This is a genomic window from Gordonia aichiensis, from assembly GCF_039946255.1.
In the GTDB taxonomy this organism is placed as follows: domain Bacteria; phylum Actinomycetota; class Actinomycetes; order Mycobacteriales; family Mycobacteriaceae; genus Gordonia; species Gordonia aichiensis_A.
Genome location: NZ_JBCDWL010000004.1, coordinates 36322 through 62994 on the forward strand (window position 1 = coordinate 36322; position 26673 = coordinate 62994).

Below are 26673 nucleotides of genomic sequence, written 5' to 3' on the forward strand. Positions count from 1 at the left end.
TCGTGGCCGATCACACGTATCCTGACGATCGTGCGCAAGACTTCGAACCTCGCAGGCCTGGCCGTCGCCGTCGTGATGGCCGCCGTTCTGGTCGCCGGGCTCCTGTTTCCGGTCGCCGTCGGAATGGGAGTCGTGTCCAATCGCGCGGCAGCCACCATGGAGAACTCCTCGTCGGAGCTGCTCAGCGGCACCGTCCCCGAAGTCACCACCGTCACCGACGCGAACGGCGCGCCCATCGCGATCCTGTTCGACCAGTACCGCTATCAGGTCGGATACAACGACATCTCGCCCGACATGATCCGCGCGATCATCTCGATCGAGGATCGCCGCTTCCTCGAGCACGACGGCGTCGACTGGAAGGGCACGATCCGCGCGGCGCTGAAGAACTCGTCGTCGGGCGAGGTCCAGCAGGGCGCCTCCACGATCGACCAGCAGTACATCAAGAACTATCAACTGCTGGTGCTCGCCCGGACCGAGGCCGAGCGCGAAGCCGCGACCGAGACCACCCCGGCGCGCAAGCTCCGCGAAGTGCGCATGGCGCTGACGCTGGAGCAGACCCTCACCGACCAGGCCGAACGCGAGCAGGGCCTGGACCCGGCCGCCGCCAAGCAGGACGCCAAGAAGCAGATCGTCACCCGCTATCTGAACGTCGTCCCGTTCGGCAACAACGCGTACGGCATCGACGCCGCCGCCCAGACCTACTTCGGCCATTCGGCGAAGGAGCTGACGGTCGAGCAGGCCGCGATGCTCGCGGGCATGGTCCAGTCCAGTTCCGGACTGAACCCCTACACCGACCCCCAGGCCACGCTCGCCCGGCGAAACACCGTGCTCGACACCATGATCGAGAACTTCCCGGAGCGACGCGCCGAACTCGAGGCCGCCAAGCAGAAGCCGCTCGGGGTGCTGCCGTCGCCGAAGACGCCCGTGCAGGGCTGCATCGCCGCAGGCAACAACGGCTTCTTCTGCGACTACGTGCTGCAGTACCTCGCCGAGAACGGCATCCCCCGCGCCCAGGTGATGCGCGGCGGCTACCTGATCCGGACCACGCTGAACCCGGAGGTTCAGGCCGACGCCGTGCGCTCCACCAAGCAGCACACGTCCCCGAACACCGACGGCATCGCCACCGTCATGAGCATCGTCGCGCCCGGGAAGGACTCGCACGACGTGCTGGCGATGGCGTCCAGCCGCGACTACGGCCTCGACGCGGCGAAGAACGAGACCGTCCAGCCGCAGCCCTTCTCCATGGTCGGCGACGGCGCCGGGTCGGTGTTCAAGATCTTCACCACGGCCGCGGCGATGGAGAAGGGCCTCGGGACCGGCGCGGTGCTCCCGATCCCGTCGAGTGTGGCGGTGTACGGAATGGGCAACAGCAACGGCGCCAACGGCTGCCCGCCCAACGCGTACTGCGTCAAGAACGCCGGCGCCTACCCGCCGGCCGCGTCGGTGACGCAGGCGCTGGCGACCTCGCCGAACACCACCTTCGTGCAGTTGTTGCAGCAGGTGGGGGTCAAGCCCGCCGTCGACATGGCGGTGCGGCTGGGGCTTCGCTCCTACAACGAGCCGGGCACCTCCGGGGTCAGCGAGCAGAGCCTGGCCGAGTACGTGAAGAAGGGGAACTTCGGTTCGTTCACGCTCGGCCCGTTCGCGGTCAACGCCCTGGAGCTGTCCAACGTCGCGGCGACGCTGGCCTCGGGCGGCACCTGGTGCCCGCCCAATCCGATCGCATCCATCCAGCAGGTCAAACGCGATCAGTACAGCAACGCGGTGATGACTCCGGACGGCAAGCCCGCCATGGTCAACGTGCCGTTCAATCCCCCCAAATGCGAGCAGGTGGTGGAATCCGGGCTGGCCGACACCCTCGCGAACGCGATGAGCGAGGACGACCGCGGCGGCGGCACGTCGGCCGCGGCGGCCGGCGCGGCGGGTTGGAAGCTGCCGATGTCGGGCAAGACGGGAACCACCGAGGCGCACCGCTCGGCGGCCTTCCTCGGCTTCACCAACCGGCTGGCGGCCGCCGTCTACACCTACAACGACGGCTCGCACCCGGCCGGAATCTGCACATCGCCGCTGCGGCAGTGCTACGACGGCGACCTGTACGGCGGCTTCGAACCCGCCCGCACGTGGTACTCCACGATGATGCCGATCGCGACCAAGTTCGGGCCGGTGAACCTGCCGCCGACCGATCCTCGGTTCGTCGCGGGCAGCGACCGCGGCCGGATCCCGCAGGTCAGCGGACTGCCCGCCAGCCAGGCCACCTCGCGTCTGCAGGAGGCGGGCTTCAAGGTGACCGAACTCGACGTCGACAGCACCAAGCCCAAGGGCACGGTCGTCTTCACCGCGCCGTCCGACAGCGCAATGCCCGGCAGCACCATCGCGATCTACGTGAGCAACGGGCGCGGCAAGTCGTCGGGTGAAGGCAACGGCGGTCCGCCGGCCGAGAAGACGGTGGAGGTCCCCGGCGTGGGCCCGGTGGTGATCGAGGTCCCCGGCGGCTGACGCAGACCCGATGTCGGGGCGGACGCGTATCCTGTGGCCATGGTTTCGGTTCCTGGATTCGGCACTTCCGCCGCACCCTCGCGTGAGTCCTCCACCCTGGTCAGGGTCGCCGCCGGCGCGGCCGGCGCCGCGGCCGCCGGGCTGGTCTACTCCACGGTCATCGAGCGGAACGCCTTCGCTCTGCGACACGCGACGCTTCCGGTGCTCGAGCCGGGATCATCGCCGCTGAGGGTGCTTCACATCAGCGACATCCACATGCTGCCGCGCCAGCACCTCAAGCAGGCCTGGATCTCGGAGCTGGAGCGCCTGGAGCCGGATCTGGTGATCAACACCGGCGACAATCTGGCGCATCCGAATGCGGTGCCCGCGGTGGTGCAGGCGCTGGGTGGACTGCTGGCCCGGCCCGGACTGTTCGTGTTCGGCTCCAACGACTACTTCGGCCCCAAGCCCAAGAATCCGCTCAAGTACTTCCGGAAGAACCACGTGCGCACGCACGGGGAACCGTTGCCCTGGCAGGATCTGCGCGCCGCGTTCAGCGAGCGCGGCTGGCTCGACGCCACCCACACCATCCGCGAACTGGAGGTCGGGTCGGTGCGCGTGGTCGCCGCCGGCGTCGACGATCCGCATATCGAGCGCGACCGGTACGAGACCGTCGCCGGCCGCCCGAACCCGTTGGCGCAGCTGCGGCTGGGCCTGACCCACTCCCCCGAGCCACGAGTGCTCGACGCCTTCGCCGCCGACGGGTACGACCTCGTGCTGGCCGGTCACACCCACGGCGGCCAGCTGTGCCTGCCGGGCTACGGCGCGCTGGTGACCAACTGCCATCTGGACCGGTCCCGGGTCAAGGGCGTCTCCAACTGGGGTTCGACGATGAAGCTGCACGTGAGCGCCGGGCTCGGCACCTCACCGTATGCGCCGGCCCGCTTCTGCTGCCGCCCCGAGGCGTCCCTGCTCACGCTGACGGCCGTCTCGCACGGGGGCGACGACGACTCTGTCGCCCAGTCGCTGCCCCAGCTCGAAAGCCAGCTGACCTGACCGGGACGGCGGCGTCGAATCGCGAGTTGATGCTGTCCGGCGCCCGCTACGCGGACGGCGATCCGGAGCTGGTCGGCATGCGCAGAGCCTGCCAACGCATGCTGGATCGGTTCAACGCGACCGTCGCCGATGAGGATGCCGAGCGGACGGCGATCCTCCGGGAGCTGTTGGGCGGTTTCGGCGAAGGCAGTTGGGTGATGCCGCGGTTCCAGTGCGATTACGGCTCGCACATCACGATCGGGGCCAACAGCTTCCTGAACTACGACGCCATCCTGCTCGACTGTGCGCCCATCTCCATCGGCGACGACTGCTCGATCGGCCCCCGCGTGCAACTGCTCACCGCGCTGCACCCGATGGACGACCATCGCGCGCGCCGCGCCCGTTGGGAGTCGGCCGCGCCGATCGCCATCGGCGACAACGTGTGGTTCGGCGGCGGCGTGATCGTCTGCCCGGGAGTGCGGGTCGGGCGCAACACGGTGGTCGGTGCGGGCAGCGTGGTGACCCGAGATCTGCCTGATCACGTCTTCGCCGCAGGTAATCCAGCGCGGGTCATCCGAGAGTTGCCCACCGAGCAGTGACGGTCCGCCGATAAGCTGCAGCGCATGCCTCGCCCCAGTCCGCTCGATGCCGCGGACGCCCTCGCCTACACCGCCGTGCTGGGGCTGTTCGTCCAGTTCTTCCCCGCGGTCATCTCGGAATCGTTCTGTTGACGTTGATGACCGCGGTGATCCTCAAGCTGGTGCTGGAAGTGGTGACCCGGATCAAGGCCGGTTTGCTCGGTCGGGTTCGCTCGGACTCGCCGACGGCGATCCGGGTAGTCAGTGCCACCACCCTGCTGCTGGTTCTGCCGGGCAGCAAGTTGCTCGTCCTGGAACTGACCTCGCTCCTGTTCCGCGACCAGGTCCGATTGGGCGGCTTCTTCGCGGTCACCGGACTCATCGTCGTTCTGATGTCGGTTCGCTGGGCATTGCGCCGCGTCCTGTCGCCGGCGACCCCGGCGACAACCCCATAAGTCGTCATTTGTTACGTTTGCCTCACCTATCTAATGGGAGGCTTACTTAATGTTGCGCAGACTCCGCCGAGGAGGCGTCGTCGCCGCTGCGGTACTCACCGCCGGGCTCACGCTGACCGGTTGCTCGACGACGTCCGACGAGAAGTCGGCGTCGGGCGAGACCATCACCGTGCAGACGAACTCCGGATCGGTCCAGGTACCGACCCGACCGCAGCGCGTCGTCGTCCTCGACAACACCGCTGCCGAGACCGTCAAGGCGTTCGGCATCACGCCGGTCGCCATCCCCAAGCAGTTGTTCGCCACCGAGCAGCTCAGCGACTGGACCGCCGATGACGCCGTGAAGGACGTGGGCACCCACAACGAGCCGAAGTTCGACGTGATCGAGGACGTCGACCCGGATCTGATCATCGGCGGATACCGGTTCAGCAAGTACGACGACGAACTGACGAAGATCGCCGACGCCACCGGCGCCTCGTTCATCGACGTCGCCGCGAGCGACGACGCCGAGGGCGGCCGGGTGGCCGCGATGATCCGTCAGACCGAGACGCTGGGCGAGATCTTCGGCAAGCAGGACCAGGCAGCCGAGATCATCACCGAGTTCCAGACTCGGCTCGACGCGGCCAAGGGCGCCGCGACCGGGCAGCGGACGTTCCTCGCCGTGGTGAGCGGCGGCAAGATCGACAACGGCGCCAAGCGGATCAGCCCGTTCACCGGCCCGCTGAACCTCAAGGACGTCTTCGGCGGCGCGTCGGGCGACCTGCACCAGAACTCCGGCCTGACCCCGGAGGCGATCGCCCAGGCGAACCCGGAATGGGTCATCGTGATGGACCGCGACGCGGTCGTGAAGCCCGAGGGCGAGGCCAAGCCGAAGCCGGCCGAGCAGGTCTTCGCCGCCCAGGAGGCGTTCGCGGGCACCACCTTCGCCGACAAGGGCCAGATCGTCTACCTCGATCCGGCGTTCTACCTGCGTGAAGGCATCCAGTCGTACGGCGAGAACTACCGACACCTCGCCGACGTGATGGGCTCGACCGCGTAGTCGTGTCCACCACCGCCACCACCGCCGCCCGGGCCGAGAGCACTCCCGCTCCCGGCCCGGGCCGGTTCATCCTGCCCGCCCTCGCGGTGGCCTGCGTCGTCCTGCTCGTCGCCTCGCTGATGACCGGCGAGTACCACATCACCGCGGCCGGGCTGCTCTCCGGCGACGCCGACGTGTGGCGGATGTTCCTCATCTCCCGCGTGCCCCGCACCCTCGCGCTCGTGTTCGCCGGCCTGGCGATGAGCTTCTCGGGCGTCATCATGCAGCGACTGACGCAGAACCGGTTCGTCGAACCGACGACGGCGGGCACCGCCGAATGGGCCGGGCTCGGCGTCCTGCTGTGCTTCATCTACCTGCCGGACGCGTCGCCGCTGGTTCGCATGTGCGTGGCCACCGCGGCGGCGTTCGCGGGCACCGTGGTGTTCCTCGGGATCATCGACCGCATCCGGGCCCGCAAGTCGGCGATCGTGCCCCTGGTCGGATTGATGCTGGGCGCGGTGGTCGGCGCCGCCACCACCTATCTGGCGATCTCGCAGAACATGCTGCAGGTGGTCACCGCGTGGCGCTCCGGCGGCTTCGCGCACATCGTCCGCGGCTTCTACGAACCGCTGTGGGCAGTCCTGGTCGTCGCCGTCGCCGCCTACCTGCTGGCCGATCGCTTCACCATCGCCGGCCTCGGCCGCGACGTCGCCACCAGCCTCGGCCTGAACTACGGTCGCACGGTGGCGGTCGGCGTCACGATCGTCGCGCTGGCGTCCGGAGTGACGAGCGTGGTGGTCGGTTTCATCCCGTTCCTCGGGCTGGTGGTACCGAACATCGTCAGCATGCTCCGCGGCGACGACCTGCGCAGGAACCTGCCGTGGATCGCCGTCGGATCGACCGTCTTGATCGTCGGCTGCGACCTTCTCGGTCGGATCGTGGTGCGTCCCATGGAGATTCCGACGTCGGTGATCATGGGTGTGCTCGGTGCCTGCGCCTTCCTGGCCATCGTCTTCTCCGGGAGGTTCCGTGTCGGTCTCTGAGACGTTCGCGCCGTCCGTCGACGCCGGGCGGGCCGGCCGGTTCTCCTGGCGGGCCCGGCTGGCGATCGCCGCGACCCTCGCGGCGGCGGCCGTCGCGGCCTACCTGTTGATGCGCACCGGCGCCGACGACGCGCTGCGCTGGGATCTCCGGTTCGGTCCGTCGTTCGAGCGACGGCTGCGCACCGTCGCCGCGATCGCCCTGGCCGCCTTCTGCCAGGGCGTGGCCACCGTCCTGTTCCACACCGTGACGCACAATCGGATTCTGACGCCGTCGATCATCGGCCTGGACGCGCTGTACGTGCTCATCCAGACCGTCGGGGTCGCGATCGTCGGTGCGCGGTTCGTCGACAACAGCGACACCGTCTGGCAGTTCCTCCTGCAGACGGCGGCCATGGTGCTGTTCGCGGGCGTGCTGTATCGGTGGATGTTCTCCGGTCGTTTCGCGAGCCTGTTCCTGCTGCTGTTGGCGGGGGTGGTGATGGGGTTGGCGTTCCGAGCGCTCTCGGAGTTCCTGCAGCGGCTGATCTCACCGTCGGACTTCGACGCCCTGCAGATCAAGCTGTTCGGCAGGCTGGGGTCGGTCAACACCGAACTGCTCCCCATCGCGGCGGTGATCTGCGCGGTGGTCGGGGTCATCGTCTGGCGTCGTCGTCGAGTGCTCGACGTGCTGCTGCTGGGCCGGGAGTCGGCCACCGGGCTGGGCGTGGACCACCGGCGCGAACTGACGCTGGCGCTGGTCCTGATCGCCGTCCTGGTGTCGGTGTCGACCGCGCTGGTGGGTCCGCTCACCTTCTTCGGCTTCATCATCGCCACCCTCGCCTACCAGTTGGCCGGCGACTGGCGGCATCGAGCCACCGTGCCGATGGCGGTGCTGCTGGGTGTTTTCACCCTCGCCGTCGGCCAGTTCGTCCTCACCAATGTCTTCTACGCTGCGGGCACCCTCACCGTGATCATCGAGTTCTGCGGTGGCGTGGTGTTCCTGGCGATCCTGCTCCTGCGAAAGGGAACCCTGTGATCGAGTTCGCCGACCTCGAGAAGTCGTACGGCGCCACCACCGTGCTGGGGCCGGTGACCGGTTCGTTCGCCGTCGGCGGTGTCACCGCCCTGGTGGGACCGAACGGCGCCGGCAAGTCGACGCTCCTGACGATCCTCGGGCGGCTGACCGAGGCGTCTGCCGGAGCGGCCTCGCTGGACGGCCGGCCCATCGCCGACTACAAGCCGAGCGAGTTGGCACGCCGACTGGCGATCCTGCGCCAGGAGAACGGCGTGAATGCCCGGCTGAGCGTGCGCGATCTGGTCGGCTTCGGTCGCTTCCCCCATTCGCGCGGACGCCTGACCGACCACGACCGAGTCAAGATCGACGAGGCTATCGGGTTCCTGGGGCTCGAGCCGCTGGCCGACCGATTCCTCGACGAACTGTCGGGCGGTCAGCGCCAGCGCGCGTACGTCGCCATGACGCTCGCCCAGGACACCGAGGTGATCCTGCTCGACGAGCCGCTGAACAATCTCGACATGCGCCACCAGGTGCGGATGATGGACCGGCTGCGCAAAGCCGCCGACGCCCTCGGCAAGACGATCATCGTGGTGGTGCACGATCTGAACTTCGCCGCCGCCTACGCCGATCGCATCGTCGTGCTGCGTGAGGGGCGCATCGTGGCGGGCGGCACGCCCGAGCAGATCATGGACTCGGAGCTGCTCACCGAGATCTTCGGCACCACCGTCCGCGTCCACGTGCTCGACGGCGTCCCGGTGGCGGTGTACGCGGGCTTGAACGCTGAGGTGCCCCGCCCGACTCCCTCCCCTTAAGACAGGAGCCGGACGGGACGCCTTCCCGGCGGTCCGGCAATCACCCTCCCCAGAGCATTCGGTCGGACCGACCGCCCCTGCTTGCAATTGTTAGCAGGTGGCATCCAGTGAACCAGACGCATCCGAATATGACAAGACCCGTTGATATGAACGGTCGACCACGGAGCGTCTACGCGAACGAGGAAGCCCCCTCGTCGTGGACCTGCAACCGTACCGACGGCGAGCACGGATCTGGCCTTCAACCAACGAGGAAGCCCCCGGTCTGCGTTTCCGCAGGCCGGGGGCCTCATCTGCAATCTCAACCTTGCGTCGGGGTAGCGGGATTCGAACCCACGACCTCTTCGTCCCGAACGAAGCGCGCTACCAAGCTGCGCCATACCCCGTCTCTAGCCTGCAATAGCCTACAACGAACGAGGTGAAAGTATTAAATCGCCTGGTCAGGACGTTGATTCGTCGGCTTGCGCGGCCATGTCGCCGCCGGCGATCGCTGCTTCCAGCGCCGCGTGGTCACCGACGTTGATCGCGCTGTAGGCGACGGAGAAGTCCGCGATCGCCGCGTCGAAGGCCTTCCCCGCACCGCCGAGGTAGTCGGCGATCTCGTCGCGGGCCGCCGTGCGGGCGTGCGCCTGCGCGAGGACCTCGCCGCACAACGCCGCGTAGTACTCCATCCCCTTCGGGGCGAGCGCCTCGACGACCACCGACCCCTTCCCGTCGCGCAGCTGTCGCACATAGAAGTCGGTGAGAACGCCGCCTTCGAAGGCGAGCTGCTGCAGCCAGCCGAGGAAGATGTCGCTCGAAGCCTGCATCAACTGCTGCCCGGACACCACGCGCTGCCCCTGATCGGCATAGTCGTAGCCCGGCACGTACGGTGCCAGCACCGACTCGCTCGCCTCCTTGAACTGTAGGAACAGCAGATCGCCGATGTGCTTGCCGCCGAAGAGCGCGATCCAGCATCGGGTGCCGACGCTGCCGACACCGACGACCTTGCGTGCCGCCTCGATGAATCGGTACTGCGAGAACAGCTCGGCGACGTGTCCGGGAAGCGTGGTCGCGTATCGGTCGAAGCCCGCGACGAACTCCTTGGTGATCTGCTCGCGCGACATCGCCGTCATCACCTCCGAGGCAGGCACCAGCAACGGCGGGTCGCTCTTGATGTGTGCCCCCGCCAGGTCGAAATAGCACAGCTTCTCCAGCGCCTGCATGCTGTCGCGGTGCATCGCCTTGCGCATCATCTTCTGCGTGTTCACCGAGGTGGCGGTATCGAACCGGTCGCCCAGGTCGGCAGCGATGGCCGCGGTGTCGACCCGCGCGTACCAGCACTCCAGGGCCGTCCTCCTACCTGCCGCGACCATCGACTTGCGGTACGTCTTGGCGGCTCGCCGGGCCGCCTTCCGCGCGACGTCCGGTTCGAATCCGCTCGCCTGGGAGGCGATCACGATACTGGCGGCCAACCGCTTCACGTCCCATTCGAAGGGTCCCGGGTGGGTCTCGTCGAAGTCGTTGAGGTCGAAGACCATGGTGCGTTCGGGAGAGCGGAACAGGCCGAAGTTGCTCAGGTGCGCGTCTCCGCAGAGCTGGGTGATGATTCCGGTGTCGGGCGTGCACGACAGATCGGACGCCATCACCGCGGCGGCGCCGCGATAGAACGTGAACGGCGTCGCCGCCATCCGGTGGTGCCGGACCGGGACCAGGCCCTGCAGCCGAGTCCGATCCTGCGCGGCCAGGATCTCCAGCGGATCACGGCGCCGAGGCGCCTCCGGAACCGCAGCCAACTCTCCAACCGGCACCGTCATGGCCTGTCCCCTCTACTGATAGGAGACGAACCAGGGAACGGGCTCGACCGCCATGGTCCGTCGCGGAGAGAACATGGGCTTGTCCTCCGTGTAGAAATTCTTCCACCCGAGCCACGTCCGCGGAGGCAAGCCGGTGACGATCCGGTTCCACGTCTCCATTTTGACCGCGGGGACCCCGTGCCCGTCGGCGTGGATGAGGAAGGCCAACTCCGGGCGCCGGGTGTCGAGCAGACTGCGATCGCCCAGCATGTCGGCGTCGAACTGATGCAGGACGAGCGCCTTCTGCGGCAGCTTCCGAGCCTTCACCAGGTCCGCCAGCCAGGTCGACACCCGATTGACCTCGGCCGGTTCGACGGCCCCGATCTGCTCGAGGTGCTTCTGTCCGGGCTTGAGCCGCCACTCCGGATCCAGGGCCAGCCCCACGTGCGGCTGCAGCAGCAGCTCGCGATACATCTTGGCCTGGGTGAGGAAGTCCATCCGGCCGGGCTGCAGGTCGAGGGTGACGTAGACGCCGGCGCGGCGGGCGGCATCGACCCACGGTCGGACGGTCGCCACGTCGAGCGCCGACGTGTACTTGCCGCCGGGTCCGGGATCGGCCGACGCGACCGTCACGATGATCTCGAATCCCGGCACCACGGGAACCGGTGACAGGCGGCGGTACTTGTCGGCGAGGGCGCGGGTCCGCGCGATGGTCGCCGGGATGCTCGCCCGCCCCAGCGGCCCCAGTTCGGGCGCGCCGGGCGAGCCGTACAGGGCCACCACCCGGCGTCCGGGGAAGAGGAGCTGGCCTCCGCCGGGGAGTTCGGGGACGGTGCGCGCCGCCGCCACCTGCTCGGCCAGATCCGCTGCGGTGCCGAAGCCCGCACCGATCCCGCGGATCGGCGCCCCGGGCAGCTCCGCCAGCAGCCGCACCGCTTCACCGGAGCTTCGCGGATCCGGCGCGGGCATCGAGACGCCGTGGGCACCGGCGGCTTCCGCCGTGGCCACGGCATCGGTCCGGTCTCCCGACAGCAGGATCACCGCCCCGCGGCCCGTGCTCGACGCGCCGCCGGCGACCGCGACGCGATCGGTGGTCACCGGGACGTTCAGTTCGACGGTGGGCGGCCCCACCCGGACGGCCTGCTCCACGCCGAGCCGATCCAGTTCGGCGCCGATCCGGTCGGCGATCGCAGCGTCGACGCGGAACATCGGGACGCCGCCCGAACGCGCCAGGTCGGCGGCGGACTTCTGGTCGGCCGGGTCGGCGACGGCGGCCACGACGACGGCGCTGGGTGAGGAGGCGAAGAGGGTGCGGCTGACCAGCACCGCGTCGGGGACTCCCGGCTCGACGACGGTGTCGATCGAGGACGCTGCGAGCGCCGGTGCCGGTTCGGCGCCGCTGATCGCCACCGCCGAGGCCGCTGCGAGCACCGCCACCGTCACCAGCAGTGCGCCCGCCACGACGGCCCGACCACCGCGCGGCAGCCGACGCCGGGCCACTAGGACAGTTCTCCGGACACCGTCGGCGCGTCCGCGGACGACGGTCGCGGCGTCGGATCAGTCATCGGCACCGTAGGAGTCGGCGAACGAGACGCGCGGGGTGGTCAGGGCGGCGTAGACGGCCATCACGGCGTACACGACCGTCGCCACCCCGAAACCGACGGCGAGGACGATCGCCGCCGCCCAGGCGACGACGCTCACCAGGGCGTCGTGCCCGTCCAGCAGCACCACGGCCGAGGACGCCAGTACGGCGCCGAGGAGGGCCCACGCGGCCGAGCGGACGCGCGGGCCGATCACCCGGCTGTAGAAGAGGCGCTCGTAGACGGCGGTCTCGAACTCGTCGACGGCGGCGAGCCGGACCGCGTCGTCTCCGGCGAGTTCGCGCAGCGAGGCCGCGAGGTCGGCGTCTCGCTTCAAGACCGAGGTCTCATGCTGGCGGTAGCGCACGTATCCGATGATTGCGACGGTGACCGCCAGGAGTCCGGCGGCGGCGACGATAGCCCAGTTGTTCACGAGAGTTCACCGTACCGGGCATCGTGCCGCGAATCACACGCGCGAGGTGACGGTGTGCGCGATATTGCCGCGAGTGGCCTTCGAGTACGGGCAGAAGCCGTGCGCCGCCTGCGCCAACTCCGCGGCCTGCGCGGTGTCGAGTCCGGGCAGGTAGACGTCGATGTCGGCGACGAGACCGAAACCGTCGTCAGCGTCGTCCTTGCCGATGCCGACGGTCACCTTGACCGACGCCTCGTCGGGCACGGTGGTCCCGGCGTTCTTGGCGACCAGACGCAGCGCCCCCATGAAGCAGGCGGCGTATCCGGCGGAGAACAGCTCCTCCGGGTTCGCGCCGTCGCCCTTGCCGCCCATCTCGACCGGGGGCGCCAGGACCAGGTCGATCCGGCCCGATTCGGAGACCACCTCGCTGTCGCGACCGCCTCCGGTAGAGGTCGACGAGACACGGTAGACGGGGGTCACGGTCATGGCATTCTCCTTCAGTTCTGCGTACGTCGAACCGGGTCGTCCGGGCACATCCGCACCGGAAGCGGACCCGTCCCCCCAACCTACTCGTCGCGCGCACTCCGGAAGGGCTTGATCGTCATCGACTTCGGGAGCCATTCGTTGACGCTCCGGCGCATCGTGACCAGACCCGAGAGCACGAGGGCGCCGCATTCGATCCACGCGAGGATCCGCCACGCCGGACCGACCTCCGCGTAGTTGAACAACAAGTCGGCTCCCACCACGGTGAACAGAACCGTGACCGTGACGACCGACAGGTAGATGCTGCGCAGGTTGCGGCTGTGTCCGCGGGCGATGCCCACCAGCAGCGGATAGCCGACGGCGGTGAACACCGGCATCGCGATCAGCAGGGCCGGCGTCCAGAACGACGCGAGCGAGGCCGCCTTGGCCTCCGGATCGACGCCGGGCACCCCGTAGAGGCCGGGCAGCAGCCGCTGGGCCATCAAGCCCTCGAGCCACGATAGATTGATCAGCCCGTACAGCACCCAGGCCGCACACGCGGCCGCCGCCACCCACCACAGGACGCGCGCATCCCGCGTCAGGACCGTCGGCGCAGGCCCCGGGTCGCCGGGCCGCGTCGGATACCGGTTGGAGTGCTCCCGATCCTTCGAGGTGCGGGCGATCTCGGCGAGGTCCTCCGCGTCGAGCTCGGCCTGGGTGGGCACCCGCTCCGGGTCGGCGGGATCGGATGGTCCGGGGTCGGCCGGTCCGGGTGTGGTCATGGGATCGATCATGGCACGCCGACTACGGCGCGATCTTCAGCATCCGAGTGGCGGTGCCCTGCCAGAGCACGCCGTTCGGCGCGATCATCCCGGTCAGCTGCAGGGGCTCGTCGAGCGGTGCGACGCCGACCTGCCGGGTCACCACCCGCCGGCCGGTCGCGAAGTCGACGGCCGCATAGTTCACCGGCCCGACCTGCTGCGGACCGGGTGTCAGCGGCCCGTAGGCGAGCCCGTGGATCATGCCGTCCGCGCGCGAGAGCCGCGGCAGCGTCGCCATGCGGTCGGTGGTGGTCTCCCACACCCTCGTGCACCGACCGTCGGCGACGTCGATGCGGGTCATGCCGCCGCGGAAGGGCGCCGACGCGGGCACGCTCGGGCCGCCGCTGACCGCCATCGGCGGGTACTGGAAGCCGTAGGTGCTGGGGATCACCAGGCTGCGACCCCAGGCCATCGGCGAGTTCTCGGTGCCCTGGTTCGGTGCGCGGAATGCGGGCATGCGGCACACCGGTGAGCCGTCGGCCGAGTGGTAGACGATCAGTTCCGGCACCGCGGCGCTGTCGACGATGGCCACCCAGCCGTCGCCGCCCGGGCCGAAGTAGGTCGGTGTGGTCCCCGAACCCCAGGTCAGCTGGCCGGGTTTGCGGGCGGCGCCGCGGTCGTAGGTGCGGCGCCACACGGTGCGGGGCACCCAGGCGTCGTCGGCCCGCATCTCGTAGAGCGCATGCGTGGAGAGCACCGAGGCGCCGTCGCGTCGGATCGTCAGACCGTTGCCGAGTCGTTCGCCCCGAGGCAGCCGCGCGGTGCCGACGCGTCCGTCGGCGGACACGGTCCCGACGACGCCGCCGGTGGTCGCGAACCAGGTGCGCCCCTGGTAGTCGGGCGCCAGCCCGGTGATGCCGTCGCCGCCGAGGTGCCGAGAGAGGTCGGTGCGGTCGTCGATCCGCAGGGCCCAGCCGGCGGCCGTGCGGTGGTGTCCGACGCGCAGGATGCTTCCGGAGCCGTCGGCCACGACGACGCGGTCGCGGTCGTCGAGGAATCCGTAGACGCCGCCGAGGAGCTGCCCCTTGGTCAGCGGCAGGCGGGCGATGGGCTGCGCGGTCCGCGGGTCGAACATGGTCACCACAGGCGTCGCGACCTGTGGCGGGTCGCCGGCGAGGTAGGCGGTGCACAGCGACAGCACGTAGCCGTCGCCGGAGACGAAGGTGGCCGCGCAGACGCCGCCGGGAACGCCGGCGGCCGCGACGCGGGCCGAGCGCCCGGGCCCGCGGTACGCGGTGCTGTCCGTGGATTCGGGGTCGCCGTGCATCAACGACGTTCCCGCCGGGCCGGCGCCCGGAACGGCGGGGCTCGCCGCGGCAGACGTGGTCGACACCGCGGCGAGCCCGAGAATCACCGCCGCACCCGCGATCAGGAAACGCAACTTGTCAGTCATGCCGATCAGTCGACCACACGACGACCCGCGTCGGCCCCGTTTCGCGGGCAGTCCGCTGGTCAGCGGTTGAACTCACCCAGAATGAATCCGGTGGCGGGCAGCAGTTGGAAGACCATCGGCAAGGCGTGGTTGACCACCAGGCCGGGGAAGATCGGCGGCGTGTAGTCGTTGGCCAGCCGCACATCGGCGCCCTGCTTGCGCCAATCTCGATAGAGCGTGACGGCCTGTCCGTGCGGGATCACGTCGTCGGCGATCCCGGTGGAGATCAGCACGGGCGCGTTCGGCTTCAGCCGGCCGATCCGCTGGTCGTCGAGCATCTTCTGCACCTGCGGGTACTTCTTGACGACCGCGGCGAGGGACTTGCCGTCGCGGGTCCACTGGTCGGTCCGCTGGAAGCCGTGGGTGAGGCCGGTGTCGGCGATGCACTGCGTCGCGACGTCCTGGAGCGCCTTCTTGCCGGTCGCGTTGGTCTCCTTCGCCAGAATCGGCTTGAGCTCCGGGTATCGCGCGGCCAGCCCGTTGATCGCGTAGCCGATGGCGCCGGAGATGAACGTCCCGTCGATCTGGGTGATGACCTTCGACAGGTCGGCGGGCGGCGCACCGGCGTAGGTGGCCTTCACGTTCAGATCGGGCGCGTACGACGACGCCAGTTCGGCGGCGGAGGCGGCCGCACCGCCGCCCTGCGAGTAGCCGGAGAATGCGACGGGGGCGTCTGCGGACGCCTTCGCGACCGCGAGTCCGGCGCGGGCGGCGTCGAGGACGGCCCGCCCCGATTCGAGCCGGTTCACATAGGTGTGGATGCCCGGCGTCCCCATCCCGACGTAGTCGGTCATGACGACGCGGACCCCGTTGAGCAGGAAGAAGTTCATCTCCAGGCCGGAGTAGTTGACGCCCAGGCTCGGCTTGGCGGGGTCGATCGTCATCGGGAACGACAGCATCTTGGACCCGGCGCACTGGTCGCCCTGGCCGACGGTGCCGGGGGCGAGCACGACGGTCGGCCGCTTCCCCTTGCCGCGCCAGGGTGCCGTCGGCTCCACGACGGTGCCGGTCACCGCCGTCGGCTTCCCGTCCTGACGGACGGTGGTGTACATGATGCGGGTGGCGTTCCCCGGCCATTGATTGCGCACGCCCGGGATCTGCAGGAGCAGCGGTGTCGGCTGCTTCTTGACCACCGAGCCCGGCGTGTCCGACAGTCGCGCCGGCGGCGTGTAGAAGTCGGCGGCATCGGCCTGGCCGACACCGGCCGTCAGACCGCTGCCGGCCACCGCGCCGACGACCGCGACCGCTGCCGCCCGCTTGGCCGACCGAGAGACGGCCGGATGAACAAATGAGACGAAGCCCCGAATTTTTCTCACATCGGTAATGTACGACACAGTATTACCGATGAGTAGGCTCTACAGCGGTCGAAACAGTGATCTATCGCACAGCGGCCCAAAACCCGCGGGCGGCGCATCGTTCTCAGTGGTCATGCCGAGCCCTCCGCAGCCTCCGAGGCGCAAGCCGAGGCGGCGAGGACTGCCGAGGCAGGACCACCGAGAACGACGCGCCGCCCGCAAGCAAGCAAGCGCTGAAAATCTAAACCAACAGCTCAGCGATCTGAATCGTGTTGAGCGCCGCCCCCTTGCGCAGATTGTCGCCGGAGACGAACAGCGCCAGCCCGCGCCCTTCGGGAGCACCCGGGTCCTGGCGGATCCGGCCGACGAGCGAGACGTCGCCGCCGGCGGCGTCGAGCGGGGTCGGGACATCGGCGAGCGCCACGCCCGGCGCGTCGGCGAGGATCGCGCGCGCCTCGTCGGGCGTCACGGATTCGGCGAACTCGGCGTTGATCGACAGCGAGTGGCCGGTGAAGACCGGCACGCGCACGCAGGTACCGCTGACGAGCAGTTCGGGGATCCCGAGGATCCGGCGCGACTCGTTGCGCAGCTTCTGGTCCTCGTCGGTCTCGCCGCTGCCGTCGTCGACGAGCGCGCCGGCCAGCGGCACCACGTTGAAGGCGATCGGTGCGACGTAATTGATCTTCTCGCCGAGGTCGACGGCGCTGCCGTCGTACACCAGCTTCTCGGCGTCATCGACGCCGGCGCGCACCTGGCCTGCGAGCTCGCGCACGCCCGACAGTCCGCTGCCGGAGACGGCCTGGTAGCTGGAGATGATCAGTCGGCGCAGCACCTTGGCGTCGTGCAGGGGCTTGAGCACCGGCATGGCCGCCATGGTGGTGCAGTTCGGGTTGGCGATGATCCCCTTGGCGGGGTTCTTGGCGAGCTCACCGTTCACCTCGGCGACCACCAGCGGCACGTCGGCGTCCTTGCGCCAGGCCGAGGAGTTGTCGATGACGGTGACGCCGGCGGCGGCGAACCGCGGCGCCTGCACCTTCGACATGGTGCCGCCCGCGGAGAACAGGGCGATGTCCAGACCGGCGGGATCTGCGGTGGTGGCGTCTTCGACGACCACTTCGCCGCCGCGCCAGGGCAGCTTCTTGCCCGCCGAGCGCGGCGAGGCGAAGAAGCGGATCTCGTCGGCCGGGAAGTTCCGGTCTTCGAGAAGCTGACGCATCACGCCGCCGACCTGGCCGGTGGCGCCGACGACTCCGAGACGAACACCCATTGCTTTGACTCCTATCGTCCGGTTCCGCCGTACACGACGGCCTCTTCTTCGGTGCCGAGCTCGAAGGTCTCGTGCAGCACCTGGACTGCGTGGTCGAGGTCGGTCTCGCGGACGAGGACCGAGATGCGGATCTCCGAGGTGGAGATCAGCTCGATGTTGATGCCCGCGTCGCTGAGCGACTCGCAGAAGGTCGCGGTGACGCCGGGGTGGCTCTTCATGCCCGCGCCGACCAGCGACACCTTGCCGATGTTGTCGTCGAGGACGACCTCGGTGAAGCCGATCTCCTCGCGGAGCTTGCCGAGTTCTTCGACGGCGAGCTCGCCCAGTTCCTTGGGCAGCGTGAAGGTGATGTCGGTCTTGCCGGTGTCGATCGCCGACACGCCCTGCAGGACCATGTCGATGTTGATCTCGGCGTCGGCGACGGCACGGAACACCTTGGCGGCGTAGCCGGGCTTGTCCTCGATGCCGACCACGGTGACCTGAGCTTCGCTGCGGTCATGGGCCACGCCGGTGAGAATTGCGTCTTCCACGGGGATGTCCTCCATCGAGCCGGACACGATGGTGCCGGGGTTGGTCGAGTACGACGAGCGCACGTGTACGGGAACGTTGTAGCGGCGCGCGTATTCCACGCAGCGCAGCATCAGGATCTTGGCACCGCACGCGGCCATCTCGAGCATCTCCTCGAACGAGATGTGCTCGAGATGCTTGGCGTTGTGAACGATGCGCGGGTCCGCGGTGTAGATGCCGTCGACGTCGGTGTAGATCTCGCAGACGTCGGCGCCGAGCGCCGCGGCCAGGGCGACGGCGGTGGTGTCCGAGCCGCCGCGGCCGAGCGTGGTGACGTCCTTGGTGTCCTGCGAGACGCCCTGGAATCCGGCGACGAGCACGATCTTGCCCTCGTCGAGCGCGCTGCGGACCCGGCCCGGGGTCACGTCGATGATCTTGGCCTTGCCGTGACTGCTCGTGGTGATGACGCCCGCCTGCGAACCGGTGAACGACCGTGCGTTCTCCCCGAGCGCCTCGATCGCCATCGCCAGCAGGGCGTTGGAGATGCGCTCACCGGAGGTCAGCAGCATGTCCATCTCGCGGTCGGGCGGATTGGGGTTGACCTGTTCGGCGAGGTCGAGCAGTTCGTCCGTGGTGTCGCCCATCGCGGACGCGACCACCACGACGTCGTTTCCGGCACGCTTGGTTTCGACGATGCGTTCGGCGACCCGGCGAATGCGCTCGGCATCCGACACCGAGGAGCCGCCGTACTTCTGGACGACCAGTGCCACGTCGTGCAACCTTCCTTGTCTACTTCGCTGTCTGTGTCGGGGACGCGATGCCCGCCTTCGCCACAGCCTGCGGACATCACTGTCTGCGGACGTCACTGATCGGGGGCATCACTGTCCGGGACCCTGCACGACTCGCCTGCGGCCGACGGCGTTGACATCGGCGGCCGCGGGAAACGCGCGTGGTTCACCTTACCCGCCGCCCCTGACTCGTCACATTTCACGCGGGCGCCCGTAGGATCGTCGGCGATGACTACCGCCCGTTCGGGGCCTGCGGTGCAGCGCTTCGCCGCCACCCATGCGTTCGCCCTCCACTGCATCGCCGTCTATCTCCTGATCCGCCTGGTCGGAGTCGCGATCCTCGCGCTGATGGCGAACCTGCACGACACCGGGTTGGCGGCGCTGGCCACCAAGTGGGACGGCGAGTGGATGCTCGGGATCGCCCGGTACGGATACGGCGGCATCCCGCCGTGGTTCACCGACGGAAACGGTGTGCACACCGAGTTCACCGCCTACGCCTTCTTTCCCGGCTATCCGATGACGGTGCGAGCGGTCTCGATGGTGCCGGGACTCTCGCCGTTGGCGGCGGCGATGATCGTGAACGTCGTCGCGGGCATCGCGGCGGCGGTGGCCATCGGCCGACTCGGCCGGTTCTGCGCCCAGCGGGTCCGTCCCGCGGTCGCGCCGACCGGGGCGGGCGAGCGCACCGTCGGCCTGGTGCTGGTGGCGCTCTTCGCGGCGACGCCGATGTCGGTGGTCCTCAACACCGCTTACACCGAGGCGCTCTTCTGCGCGCTCGCGGCGTGGGCGCTGGTCGGCGTCCTGGAGCATCGGTGGCTGCTCGCCGGCGCCGGCGCCCTGTGCGCGGGTCTGGTGCGGCCCACCGGGATCGCGGTGATCGCGGTGGTGATGCTGGCTGCGGCGCTCGCGCGCGAGGACGGTCCGCGCCGATGGTCGGCGGTGGCGATGGCCCCGCTCGGCTATCTGGCCTACCTCGCCTTCGTCGGCCGGCAGACCGGGTCGTTCACCGGCTGGTTCCGCATCCAGTCGGACGGCTGGAACACCTCGTTCGACGGCGGCCTGGCCACCTGGCGGTTCGTGACGCACACGCTCGGTTTCGAACCCGCCTTCGCCCCCACGGTCACCGCGCTGGTCATCGTGTCCTCGATCGTGCTGCTGATCTGGTCGGTGGTCGACCGGGTGCCGTGGCCGGTGGTCCTCTACGCCGCGATCGTGATGGCCTCCGTCCTGCTCTCGGACGGGCTGATGATGAGTCGGGCCCGGCTGCTGCTGCCCGCGTTCGTCCTGCTTCTACCGGTGGCCGTGCGGATCGCCCGACGACCCCGGCGCGAGGTCGTCGCGTTCGGCGCCGTCGTCGCGCTGCTGTCGGGATGGTTCGGCGCGCACATGCTGACGGTGTTCCCGTATGCGGTCTGACCGCGTGCGTGCCGACTGCGGCGGATGTCGTCCCGCGGCGGCGGCGAGTATGTTGGCCCTACCCGACCGCCACGAGAGGACACCGTCGTCATGACCTCTGCGCCGACCCGAAGCACGTCGGCCGTGTTCACCCCGCTGCGCTCGGGATCGCTGGTGGATCAGATCAGCGATCGGATCGCCGAGTCCGCCGAGTCGGGGCTGTTGCCGCCCGGTCAGCGCCTGCCGAACGAGGTCGAGTTCGCGGCGTCGCTGGGAGTCTCTCCGCTGACCGTCCGGGAGGCGCTGGCTCGCCTGCGCGACGCCGACATCGTGGTGACCACGCGGGGCCGCAACGGCGGCAGCTTCATCTCCGCCGACCTGGAACCGTCGACTGATCGCGCCGAAACCCGCCTGCGCGACACCAGCCGCATCGACATCTTCGAGATCGGCGCGCACTACGAGGCGCTGGCCGTCGCCTGCGCGCGGGCGGCCGCACGTCGTGCCGGCGCCAAGGACCTCGACCTGCTGCGGGCCTTCGCCGACGATGTCGACGACGATCCGGTCCGCTCGCGACAGTCCGAGACCGAGTTCCTGGTGGAGGTGGCCGCCACCGGCCGGATCGCCCGGCTGGCCCGTGCCCTGATGCGCGCGCAGTCCGAGTTCGGCGTGCTGACCTTCCTTCCGCACACCGACCCCGTCTACCGCGACGCATCCGCCCGGCATCGCCGCGCGACCGTCGCCGCCGTCGCCTCCCGCAGCGAGACGGACGCCGAGGAGACCGTCCGCCGCCTGGTCGGCGATCAGGTGGCGTGGCTGCTGGTCCGGCGTGACGAACTCGTCTGACCGGGCCGATGCGACGGCCTCGCCCCGCCCCGAAAGGACTCCTCCCGTGACGACTCCGCCCGCGGTCTCGGAGGTGGCGCACTCACTCGCGGCCTTCTCCCACGGTCTGCAACGCTGGGCGATCCGGCTCGAGCACGAACTGGCCGCTCATCGCGGTGTCCTCACCGCGGTCGCCGTCGAGCGCATCGTGAAGCCCGCGGTGGATGCGATGATCGCCGACCCGACCTCCGACATCGCGGGTGCCGGGTTCGTGGCCGCCCCCGGGCGGCTGGGGAACGACCGCTACTTCATGGCGTGGTGGCAGGGCCGGCCGGCCGAGCGCGTCGATCCGGTCGCCAACCTGTCGGAGTCGGCGCCGGAGCGTTACCTGGCGGCCGACTGGTACCGCGATCCGATCCGCACCGGTCTGCTCACCATCACCGGCCCGTACGTCGACTTCCTCTGCACCGACGAGTTCGCCCTCACCTACACAGCGCCGGTCGGCCCGAACCGCCCGGCCGGTCCCGCCGGGGTGGTCGGCATCGACGTGACCGCGGCCGCCCTGGAACGACGGATCGCCCGCCTCCTCAAGGCCGTCTCCGCAGACGCCGCCTTGGTCAACGCCGAGAACCGCACGATCGTCACCTCGTCGCCGCTGGTCGCGCCGGGCGATCTGCTCGACGGGCAGTCGCCGAGCTGGCCGATCGGGCACGGACTGTCGGTGGTCGGCTGAGACCGCACCCGCACTGTGGCGGGGCCGACTCTCCAATACCTGTGATCGGCATCGGTCATCGACGGCGCGGCGGCCGCCGACGCCCCCGCACCGGTGAAGCGATCTTGCTCACGCCACGTCGCTGACCACGGCAGACACGCGTAACCTGAGCTGGTTCCCCTCCCCCATCCCCGTTCGGAGTTCCTGCACGCATGTCCGCTCCCGCCGTCACCGCCGACCCCGCCGCCGCGGGTACGAGCGACCGTCGCACCTGGTTCGGCCTCGTGGTCCTGATGCTGCCCGTGCTGCTGGTGTCGATGGACTTCTCGGTCCTGTACCTGGCGATGCCGACGATCATCGACTCACTGAATCCGACGGCGACTCAGCAGCTCTGGATCCTCGACATCTACGGCTTCCTGATCGCCGGGCTGCTGATCACGATGGGAAACGTCGGCGACCGCATCGGCAGGCGCCGGATCCTGCTCGGCGGCGCGACCGTGTTCGGTGCGGCCTCCGTGCTGGCGGCGTTCGCACCGAACGCCGAAGCCCTCATCGCGGCCCGCGCGCTGATGGGGCTGGGCGGCGCCACCCTGATGCCCGCCAGCCTCGCCTTGATCGCGAACATGTTCCCGCACGGTCGTGACCGCGCCCGCGCCATCGGCATCTGGACCTCGGCGTTCGCCGGCGGCGCCGCCCTGGGACCGGTGATCGGCGGCGTCCTGCTGCACCACTACTGGTGGGGTGTGGTGTTCCTGATCAACGTGCCGGTGCTGGCCGTGCTGCTGACCGTGGGGCCGTTCCTGCTGCCCGAGTACCGGGCCGCCGCCACCGCTCGCTTCGACGTCGTCGGCGTGGTGCTCTCGCTCGGCGCGATCCTGCCCGCCGTCTATGCGGTCAAGGCGGTCGCGACCGCGGGCCTGACCCCACAGTCGGTCGCGGCCGCGACGATCGGCATCGTCATGTTCATCGCCTTCATCCGACACGAGAAGCGAACGCCCGCACCGCTGTTGAATCTGAAGCTGTTCAAGAACCCCACCTTCAGCGCCTCGCTGGCGATCGCCATGGTCGGCATGATGGCCGAGGGCGGGATCGCCTACCTCGCGAACGTGTACCTGCAGTCGGTGCTGGGCCATGACGTCCTGGCCGCAGCCCTGGCCGGGCTCCCGATGGCGGTCACGATCGCCACCTTCTCCGTTCTGGCGCACCGGGTCTCGCGCCGGTTCGGGACCAGAACGGCGTTGGCGGGTTCGGTGCTCCTGGCAGCGGTCGGCAACATCGGCTTCCTGCTGCTGGGCGCCTCGTCTCCCATCTGGATGTTCATGGCGCTGACCGCGATCACCGGCATCGGCTACGGCATCCAGTTCTCGCTGGTGACCGACGTCGTGGTCGGCGCCGCTCCGCCCGAGCAGTCCGGCGCGGCTTCGGGCATCTCGGAGACCTGCTTCGAGCTGGGCACCGCGCTCGGCCTGGCGGTGCTCGGCTCGATCGCCACGGCCGTCTTCCTCGCCCGTGGCACCGACCTCGGCTTCGCCGACTCGCTCGGTGAGACCCTCTCCCGGGCAAGCGGACTCGGACCGGCGGGCGACTCCTTGGCCGACAGCGCACGGCTGGCGTTCATCGACGGCATGCACGTGGCGGCGGTGGTCGGCGGTGTCGCGCTGCTGATTCTCGCGGCCGTCGTGTACCGCGTCATGCGCGTTCCGGCGAACAGATGACGCTCGCGGCGCGGTTCCGACCTCGGGCGCGCCGGTGCTACCCTGGAATGCATGCAGCGCGCGCTCCTTCTCGGTTGCCGCGGCGGGGTCTGATCCGACCGGCCCTCCGTCGCGGGGCCTCTTCACGCGCCGGTCAACCCCAGCCCCTCCGGTCCCCGGACGTGATGCGTTCGGCGAACCGCGGATCCTTTTCAAGTAGGAGATTGACCGATCATGGCACCAGCAGACGCCTTCAGTTCCAGCCCCAGCCGCATCGTCGAGCCCAACGGCCCCATTCCCGACGGACAGCCCGGGTGGAATCCGCAGCGCAATTCGGCGATGCCCGCGCACCGCTACCGCAGTTTCGAAGCCGAGGTCGAGAAGATCTCGCTGCCCGACCGCACCTGGCCCGACAAGGTGATCGACCGAGCCCCCATGTGGTGTGCGGTGGACCTGCGTGACGGCAACCAGGCGCTGATCGATCCGATGAGCCCGGCCCGCAAGCGTCGCATGTTCGATCTGCTGGTCCGCATGGGCTACAAGGAGATCGAGGTCGGCTTCCCGTCGGCGAGCCAGACCGACTTCGACTTCGTCCGCGAGATCATCGAGGACGGCGCCATCCCCGACGACGTCACCATCCAGGTGCTGACGCAGTCGCGCCCCGAATTGATCAAGCGCACGTACGAGGCCTGCGCCGGCGCGCAGAACGTGATCGTGCACTTCTACAACTCCACGTCGATCCTGCAGCGCCGCGTCGTCTTCCGCGCCGACAAGGAGGCGATCACCAAGATCGCCACCGACGCCGCGAAGCTGTGTCTGGCCGAGGAGCAGAAGTACCCGGACACCGACTGGCGCTACGAGTACTCGCCCGAGAGCTACACCGGCACCGAGCTGAGCTACGCCAAGGAGGTCTGCGACGCGGTGTCCGCGGTGATCGCACCGACCCCCGAGAAGCCGCTGATCATCAACCTGCCCGCGACCGTCGAGATGGCGACGCCGAACGTGTACGCGGACTCGATCGAGTGGATGCACCGCAACCTGGCGCGCCGCGACTCGATCATTCTGAGCCTGCACCCGCACAACGACCGCGGCGAGGGCGTCGCGGCGGCCGAGCTGGGCTACATGGCCGGCGCCGACCGCATCGAGGGCTGCCTGTTCGGCAACGGTGAGCGCACCGGCAACGTCTGCCTGGTGACGCTGGGCATGAACATGTTCAGCCGCGGCGTCGACCCGCAGATCAACTTCGCCGACATCGACGAGATCCGCCGGACCGTCGAGTACTGCAACCAGCTGAAGGTCCCCGAGCGTCACCCGTACGGCGGCGACCTGGTCTACACCGCCTTCTCCGGCAGCCACCAGGACGCGATCAACAAGGGCCTGGACCAGATGAAGATCGACGCCGACGAGGCCGATCAGGACGTCGACGACATCCTGTGGCAGGTCCCGTACCTGCCGATCGACCCGAAGGACGTGGGCCGCTCCTACGAGGCCGTGATCCGCGTCAACAGCCAGTCGGGCAAGGGCGGCGTCGCCTACATCATGAAGTCCGACCACGGCCTGAATCTGCCGCGTCGCCTGCAGGTCGAGTTCAGCCGCGAGATCCAGAAGCTCACCGACGGTGAGGGCGGCGAGGTGAATCCGAAGGAGATGTGGGACGTCTTCGCTCGCGAGTACCTGGATCCGATCACGCCGCTGGAGCGCATCCGTCAGCGCGTCGACGCCGCCGAGACCGACGACGGCGAGGACACGGTCACCGCGACCCTGCTCGTCGACGGTGTCGAGAAGGAGATCACCGGCAGCGGAAACGGTCCCCTCGCCGCATTCGTCCACGCCTTGTCGACGATCGGCTACGACATCCGCGTGCTGGGTTACGCCGAGCACGCCATGACCGCCGGCGACGATGCGAGCGCCGCCAGCTACGTGGAGGCCGAGGTCAACGGCGAGACCGTGTGGGGTGTCGGCATCGCGCCGTCGATCACCGTCGCCAGCCTGCGCGCCGTGGTGTCGGCCATCAACCGCGCCTTCCGCGCGGTGACGCCGGTCGAGGAGGCCGCCGAGGGCGCCCGCACCTGGGCGCCGTAGCAGCGATCGGACCCGATCGTCACCGAACCCCGTGCCGCCGGCACGGGGTTCGGTGCTTCTGCGCCGTCTGAGGCGGGCGCCCCCTACGCTGCTGTCATGGAGACGGCGCTGGACCCGCGACCGCCGGCCGAGCAGTCAAGCCGGCCGGAGTCGGACTGGGACGCGATTCGGGCGTGGACCGACGACAAGTACATGCAGTTCGACGTGCGTCCGGTCGGCCGCGGCCTCACGCCGGCGGCGTCGTTGTTCTCCACGCGGATCGGCGCGATCGTGATGACCCACTTCAGCTACGGCGTCGGCGTAGATCTGCGGGACTTCGACGCCGACGCGGGAAACGTCCTGGTGCTGACGACGATCCGGGGGTGGACCAGCCACGGCGTCAGCACCCGGCGGAGCATCGAACTGACCGCGGGTCAGTCGTTCGTCGCCGATTGCAGTCGCACCGCGTACCGGCTCAGCGCCGATCCCGATCACCTGCAGCTCAATCTGACGATCCCGCACCGGGTGCTCGCCGATCTGGCGCTGCGGTGGTACGGACGAGTCCCCGGCGACGAGCTGTGGGCGCATCTGTCCCCGGTCGGCGGGCCCGACAGCCCGTGGCTCTCGCTCCTGGAGTACGCCTCGCGGACCGCCGCGGCGGCCCCGGAACTGGCGGCGTCGGGCCGGGTCGGGATCAATCTGCAGGAGATGATCGTCGCGCAGTTGCTCGAGGACTGGTCGCAGCGGGCCGGGGTCGACCTCGCGGGCGAACCGGCGATCGCGGCGCCGGGCTATGTGCGGCGTGCCGTCGGCTACATCGACGAGCATCTGTCCGACCTGCCGACGGTCGCCGATACGGCCGCCGCCGTCGGTGTCAGCGCCCGCACCCTGAGCGCGTCGTTCACCCGCTATCTCGGCGTCTCGCCGCGGGCCTGGATCATCGAGCAGCGCCTGCAGCGCGTCTACCGCGACCTGTCCGCGGGTGCGCCGTCGGTGGCGCAGGCCGCACGATCGTGGGGCTACGTCAACATGGGCGTGTTCGCGGCCGCGTACCGGCGCCGGTTCGGTGAGAATCCGTCCCAGACGCTGGCTCGCCACTGCTGAATCGATCGCCTGAATCGTCCGAGGCCGCAACCCGACTGCCGATCACAGACGACGGCCGCCGATCGGAGACGTCCCGGCGACGCGAACCGCGCCAGACTGCACTGTGCCGCGCATCACCGATGCGCCATCACCGTGTTGAAGG

The 26673-nt window shown here is 69.3% G+C and carries 23 protein-coding genes and 1 tRNA gene; 14 read left to right on the forward strand and 10 right to left on the reverse strand.

The genetic code is table 11. The annotated features are described in order from the left end of the window. Positions 1–75: 75 nt before the first annotated feature. The 8 genes from AAFO60_RS06575 (at position 76) to AAFO60_RS06610 (ending at position 8407) form a co-directional block, all read left to right on the forward strand. Positions 76–2496, forward strand: coding sequence for a penicillin-binding protein (locus tag AAFO60_RS06575; protein WP_347955556.1), 2421 nt, complete (start codon positions 76–78; stop codon positions 2494–2496). 39 nt (positions 2497–2535) lie between these two features. Continuing rightward, complete coding sequence (locus AAFO60_RS06580; protein WP_347955372.1) at positions 2536–3531, forward strand: metallophosphoesterase; 996 nt, start codon at positions 2536–2538, stop codon at positions 3529–3531. A gap of 29 nt (positions 3532–3560) precedes the next feature. Beyond that, a complete protein-coding gene (locus AAFO60_RS06585) occupies positions 3561–4109 on the forward strand; it encodes a sugar O-acetyltransferase (protein WP_347955557.1) in 549 nt (182 codons plus the stop codon). Positions 4110–4237: 128 nt separating this feature from the next. Next, complete coding sequence (locus tag AAFO60_RS06590; protein ID WP_347955373.1) at positions 4238–4543, forward strand: hypothetical protein; 306 nt, start codon at positions 4238–4240, stop codon at positions 4541–4543. Between the two features lie 49 nt (positions 4544–4592). Beyond that, positions 4593–5579: a siderophore ABC transporter substrate-binding protein gene (locus AAFO60_RS06595; RefSeq protein ID WP_347955374.1), complete on the forward strand. Its 987-nt coding sequence runs from the start codon at positions 4593–4595 to the stop codon at positions 5577–5579. 2 nt (positions 5580–5581) lie between these two features. Beyond that, positions 5582–6601: an ABC transporter permease gene (locus tag AAFO60_RS06600; protein ID WP_347955375.1), complete on the forward strand. Its 1020-nt coding sequence runs from the start codon at positions 5582–5584 to the stop codon at positions 6599–6601. Further along, positions 6588–7616 carry an iron chelate uptake ABC transporter family permease subunit gene (locus AAFO60_RS06605; protein WP_347955376.1) on the forward strand — a complete coding sequence of 343 codons (1029 nt, stop codon included), beginning with the start codon at positions 6588–6590 and terminating at the stop codon, positions 7614–7616. The genes AAFO60_RS06600 and AAFO60_RS06605 overlap by 14 nt, the downstream gene beginning before the upstream one ends. After that, positions 7613–8407 (forward strand): iron ABC transporter ATP-binding protein, encoded by a 795-nt coding sequence (locus AAFO60_RS06610; protein ID WP_347955377.1) that lies wholly within the window; start codon positions 7613–7615, stop codon positions 8405–8407. The genes AAFO60_RS06605 and AAFO60_RS06610 overlap by 4 nt, the downstream gene beginning before the upstream one ends. 309 nt (positions 8408–8716) lie before the next feature. Here AAFO60_RS06610 and AAFO60_RS06615 read toward each other — a convergent pair. From AAFO60_RS06615 to AAFO60_RS06660, 10 genes are all read right to left on the reverse strand, one after another. Next, positions 8717–8790: transfer RNA gene (locus AAFO60_RS06615), tRNA-Pro, on the reverse strand. A gap of 54 nt (positions 8791–8844) precedes the next feature. Then, positions 8845–10200, reverse strand: a complete 1356-nt coding sequence (locus AAFO60_RS06620; protein ID WP_347955378.1) for a DUF2252 domain-containing protein — start codon at positions 10198–10200, stop codon at positions 8845–8847. A 12-nt stretch (positions 10201–10212) separates the two neighbouring features. Continuing rightward, on the reverse strand, positions 10213–11679 hold the full coding sequence (locus AAFO60_RS06625) for a hypothetical protein (protein WP_347955379.1): 1467 nt from the start codon (positions 11677–11679) through the stop codon (positions 10213–10215). 57 nt (positions 11680–11736) lie between these two features. Beyond that, positions 11737–12192: a hypothetical protein gene (locus tag AAFO60_RS06630; protein ID WP_347955380.1), complete on the reverse strand. Its 456-nt coding sequence runs from the start codon at positions 12190–12192 to the stop codon at positions 11737–11739. 33 nt (positions 12193–12225) lie between these two features. Further along, on the reverse strand, positions 12226–12657 hold the full coding sequence (locus AAFO60_RS06635; protein ID WP_347955381.1) for an Ohr family peroxiredoxin: 432 nt from the start codon (positions 12655–12657) through the stop codon (positions 12226–12228). A gap of 80 nt (positions 12658–12737) precedes the next feature. Continuing rightward, positions 12738–13415 carry a hypothetical protein gene (locus tag AAFO60_RS06640; protein WP_347955382.1) on the reverse strand — a complete coding sequence of 226 codons (678 nt, stop codon included), beginning with the start codon at positions 13413–13415 and terminating at the stop codon, positions 12738–12740. A gap of 22 nt (positions 13416–13437) precedes the next feature. Further along, the gene (locus tag AAFO60_RS06645; protein ID WP_347955383.1) at positions 13438–14847 is read right to left on the reverse strand and encodes a hypothetical protein; all 1410 of its coding nucleotides are present in this window, start codon (positions 14845–14847) and stop codon (positions 13438–13440) included. 59 nt (positions 14848–14906) lie between these two features. Beyond that, entirely contained in the window at positions 14907–16202 is a 1296-nt protein-coding gene (locus tag AAFO60_RS06650) for a lipase family protein (protein WP_347955384.1), read from the reverse strand. Between the two features lie 220 nt (positions 16203–16422). Continuing rightward, entirely contained in the window at positions 16423–17448 is a 1026-nt protein-coding gene (locus AAFO60_RS06655) for an aspartate-semialdehyde dehydrogenase (protein ID WP_347955385.1), read from the reverse strand. A gap of 11 nt (positions 17449–17459) precedes the next feature. Next, positions 17460–18725 (reverse strand): aspartate kinase, encoded by a 1266-nt coding sequence (locus AAFO60_RS06660; RefSeq protein ID WP_347955386.1) that lies wholly within the window; start codon positions 18723–18725, stop codon positions 17460–17462. Between the two features lie 246 nt (positions 18726–18971). On the opposite strand from AAFO60_RS06660, the gene AAFO60_RS06665 reads away from it, so the two are divergent. From AAFO60_RS06665 to AAFO60_RS06690, 6 genes are all read left to right on the forward strand, one after another. After that, positions 18972–20159, forward strand: a complete 1188-nt coding sequence (locus AAFO60_RS06665) for a hypothetical protein (protein WP_347955387.1) — start codon at positions 18972–18974, stop codon at positions 20157–20159. Positions 20160–20249: 90 nt separating this feature from the next. After that, positions 20250–20981, forward strand: coding sequence for a FadR/GntR family transcriptional regulator (locus AAFO60_RS06670; protein ID WP_347955388.1), 732 nt, complete (start codon positions 20250–20252; stop codon positions 20979–20981). Between the two features lie 46 nt (positions 20982–21027). Then, on the forward strand, positions 21028–21693 hold the full coding sequence (locus AAFO60_RS06675; RefSeq protein ID WP_347955389.1) for a cache domain-containing protein: 666 nt from the start codon (positions 21028–21030) through the stop codon (positions 21691–21693). Positions 21694–21884: 191 nt separating this feature from the next. Continuing rightward, on the forward strand, positions 21885–23387 hold the full coding sequence (locus tag AAFO60_RS06680) for an MFS transporter (RefSeq protein WP_347955390.1): 1503 nt from the start codon (positions 21885–21887) through the stop codon (positions 23385–23387). Positions 23388–23600: 213 nt separating this feature from the next. Beyond that, a complete protein-coding gene (gene leuA, locus AAFO60_RS06685; protein WP_347955391.1) occupies positions 23601–25448 on the forward strand; it encodes a 2-isopropylmalate synthase in 1848 nt (615 codons plus the stop codon). 96 nt (positions 25449–25544) lie between these two features. Continuing rightward, a complete protein-coding gene (locus AAFO60_RS06690) occupies positions 25545–26531 on the forward strand; it encodes an AraC family transcriptional regulator (protein ID WP_347955392.1) in 987 nt (328 codons plus the stop codon). Positions 26532–26673: the final 142 nt, after the last annotated feature.